Annotated in this window: 4 protein-coding genes; 2 read left to right on the plus strand and 2 right to left on the minus strand. The window is 52.5% G+C overall.

Annotated features, from left to right (window positions below):
• Window positions 1-675: pyruvate formate lyase 1-activating protein (gene pflA, locus RT340_RS22290; protein WP_313377837.1), on the plus strand; the 675-nt coding region annotated here is incomplete at its 5' end.
• Window positions 676-723: 48 nt separating this feature from the next.
• Here pflA and RT340_RS22295 read toward each other — a convergent pair.
• The gene (locus RT340_RS22295; RefSeq protein ID WP_058961785.1) at window positions 724-1,875 is read right to left on the minus strand and encodes an MFS transporter; all 1,152 of its coding nucleotides are present in this window, start codon (window positions 1,873-1,875) and stop codon (window positions 724-726) included.
• Between RT340_RS22295 and RT340_RS22300 the strand changes: the two genes are divergently transcribed.
• A complete protein-coding gene (locus RT340_RS22300; protein ID WP_202404440.1) occupies window positions 1,823-2,050 on the plus strand; it encodes a hypothetical protein in 228 nt (75 codons plus the stop codon). The two genes, RT340_RS22295 and RT340_RS22300, sit on opposite strands and share 53 nt — an antisense overlap.
• A gap of 137 nt (window positions 2,051-2,187) precedes the next feature.
• On the opposite strand, the gene serS is transcribed toward RT340_RS22300, so the two are convergent.
• On the minus strand, window positions 2,188-3,453 hold a 1,266-nt coding region (gene serS / locus RT340_RS22305), incomplete at its 5' end, for a serine--tRNA ligase (RefSeq protein ID WP_313377838.1).

Below are 3,453 nucleotides of genomic sequence, written 5' to 3' on the forward strand. Positions count from 1 at the left end.
TTTATCACCTTCTTTCAGGGCTGCCTGATGCGCTGCCTCTACTGCCATAATCGCGATACCTGGGACACGCATGGAGGTAAAGAAGTCACGGTGGATGACCTGATGAAAGATGCACTGTCGTATCGTCACTTTATGAATGCCTCTGGCGGAGGAGTAACGGCATCAGGTGGGGAAGCGATCTTACAAGCCGAGTTTGTGCGTGATTGGTTCCGTGCCTGTAAGGCAGAAGGCATTCACACCTGCCTGGATACCAACGGCTTTGTACGTCGTTACGATCCAGTGATCGACGAACTGCTGGATGCCACCGATCTGGTGATGCTCGACCTAAAACAAATCAATGATGATGTGCACCAGATTCTGGTTGGCGTCTCTAATCATCGCACCCTCGATTTCGCGCGCTATCTGCAGAAGAAAGGCAAACGTACCTGGATTCGCTTTGTCGTGGTGCCTGGCTATTCCGATGATGATGACTCTGCCCATCGCCTCGGCGAATTTACGAAGGATATGGAGAACGTCGAGAAGATTGAGCTGCTACCCTACCATGAACTGGGCAAGCACAAATGGATTGCCATGGGTGAAGAGTACAAGCTGGATGGGGTAAAACCACCCAATAAAGAGACCATGGAACGGGTCAAAAGTATTCTGACAGGATATGGTCACGAAGTGATGTTCTGACAAAAAAGGGAGCTTAACGCTCCCTTTTTTCATTTGTTCATTCAGATATTATGCATGTGCAATTGGCGTGGCATGCTGGTCAGCTTTACGCAGCAGCATCACCAGATAGACCAGCGCCACAGCGGCTATCATCACAAACAGCAAACGGTCAGAGTAATTCTGCATCAGCATTGATGTCATGCCCGGCCCGACCAAACTGCCAATGGTGTAGCTGAACAGCAGCGCCTGATTCATCGCAACCAGTTCATGGTGCGCAACGGTTTCACATGCCCATGACATCGCCACTGGATAGAGCGTGAAGCCAGCCAGCCCCAGCACAAACAGCGCAGGCGCCATGGCAGTATCGCCCAACATGGCAATCGCCCCTAAAATGACCACAAACACCTGAACGCGCAACACCATCAGGCGCCCAAAGCGGTCGGCAAGACGTCCCACTGGCCATTGACCGACGATGCCTGAACTCACCAGCAACGCCATCCAGTAACCGACGTTAGCATCACTCATTCCCCGATGGGACAGATATAGCGGCATCAGTCCATACAGTGAGCCCAATACAATACCGGAAATAATGCAGCCGTTAATGCCCAGACGTGAGCTGCGACGGCGCAACATGGTCCAGATGCGACCGGTAGAAGCCTCTTCAGTCGCGGAGCTGGCATTAACACGCAGGAAGACCACCGGCAGCACGGCACAGACGATCAGCGCGGTAACCCATGGGATCACCTGCAGGAGCTCAGTCGAAACGCGACTCACCAGCAACTGACCCGCTACCGTGCCGAGATAGTAGATGATCATATAGGCAGCCAACAGTTGACCGCGATTACGCACTGTACCGCTGCACAGCAACGCACTCTCCACCACCACCCAAATCAGCGCACAGCCGACACCCGCGACAAAACGCAGTGCAGTCCAGCTGTAGAAGCCTTCTAACAACACCATTCCCATGGTTGCGACGGCAAACAGGGCGCTGGCCAGATAGAAACAGCGATTAAAGCCATAGCGGTTGATTAACCAGCCCGCCAGCAATGTCCCCAGCAGATTCCCGGTGTAATAGGCTGAGCTGGCCATACCCACCTGCCATGTCGGCAGTTGATCGTGAGTAAGCCAAAGCGGTACCAGCGTATTAAGCACAGCAATAGACACCGTCATGAGCATTAAGCCGCAGAGCAGCAACACGACGGGGCGTGACCAGGTAGACATAGGGATTAAAAACCAAAGAAATGGAGATAATTGCGCGCAGTTTGCCATTCGCTATTTTAAAGTCAACGGGCAAAAAATCACCACAGCACAATTTGCTGCTGAACAATTTATTATTTTTATCTTCAGCAGCTTAGAGGAGATATATCATCATCACAACACATCGCTATCTTCATGAATTTATGGATTTTAGTGTTTTGAGAGACTCTGCTGACGATGACGTTTATTTCTGATTAATTCTTACTAAAAAATAATCGCTCGCTCCTGAAAATAAAAAACCCGGCATTGCCGGGTTTGACTATCAGAAAGCTGGGGTTAACCAATGATTTCCAATCCGCCCATATAGGGACGCAGCACTTCTGGTACTTCGATACGGCCGTCAGCCTGCTGGTAGTTTTCCAGCACCGCCACCAATGTACGTCCAACTGCCAGGCCTGAACCGTTCAGCGTATGCACCAGGCGAGGCTTCTTGTCGGTTTTACTGCGGCAGCGAGCCTGCATGCGACGCGCCTGGAAATCCCACATGTTGGAACAAGAAGAGATCTCACGATAGGTATCCTGCGCCGGCAGCCACACTTCCAGATCGTAGGTTTTGGCGGAACCAAAGCCCATATCACCAGTACACAGCAGCACCTTACGGTACGGCAGGTTCAGCAACTGCAGGACTTTCTCAGCATGACCAACCAACTCTTCCAGTGCGTCCATTGAAGTCTCAGGCGCAACAATGTGCACCATCTCAACTTTGTCGAACTGGTGCATACGAATCAGACCACGCGTGTCGCGTCCGTAAGAACCTGCTTCAGAGCGGAAGCACGGCGTGTGCGCGGTGAGTTTGATCGGCAGATTTTCTTCTTCCACGATCTCATCACGCACCAGGTTGGTCAGCGGCACTTCCGCCGTCGGGATCAGTGCGTAGTTGCTGCTGCCCGCTTCTTCACCCAAAGGCTTGGTGTGGAACAAGTCTTCACCAAACTTAGGTAATTGGCCCGTACCAAACAGCGTCTCATGGTTGACCAGATACGGCACGTAGGTTTCCAGATAACCGTGCTGTTGAGTGTGCAGATCAATCATGAACTGGCTGAGCGCACGATGCAGGCGAGCGATCTGCCCCTGCATCACGATGAAACGTGAACCGGTCAGTTTCACTGCAGCGGCAAAATCCAGCCCTTTAACGGCTTCACCCAGCTCAACGTGGTCTTTTACCGGGAAATCGAACTGGCGCGGCTGGCCCCAGCGGCTGACTTCCTGATTCTCGCTATCGTCTTTACCCAGCGGCACTTCATCGACCGGCAGGTTAGGCAGCGAAAGGGCAAAATCGCGGATGGTGTTTTGCAGTGTATCCAGCTCAACCTTCGCCGCATCCAGGCGTTCGCCTAGCACGTTCACTTCCTGACGCAGTGGCTCGATGTCTTCCCCACGCGCTTTGGCCTGACCGATGGATTTGGATCGGGAGTTACGCTCTGCCTGCAGATTTTCAGTTTCTACCTGCAGTACTTTACGACGCTCTTCGAGCGAACGCAGCGTTTCCACATCCAGTTTGAATCCTCGGCGTGCCAGTTTTTCAGCGACTGCGTCTGGCTC

Source organism: Pantoea sp. CTOTU50773 (assembly GCF_032082325.1).
GTDB lineage: Bacteria > Pseudomonadota > Gammaproteobacteria > Enterobacterales > Enterobacteriaceae > Pantoea > Pantoea communis.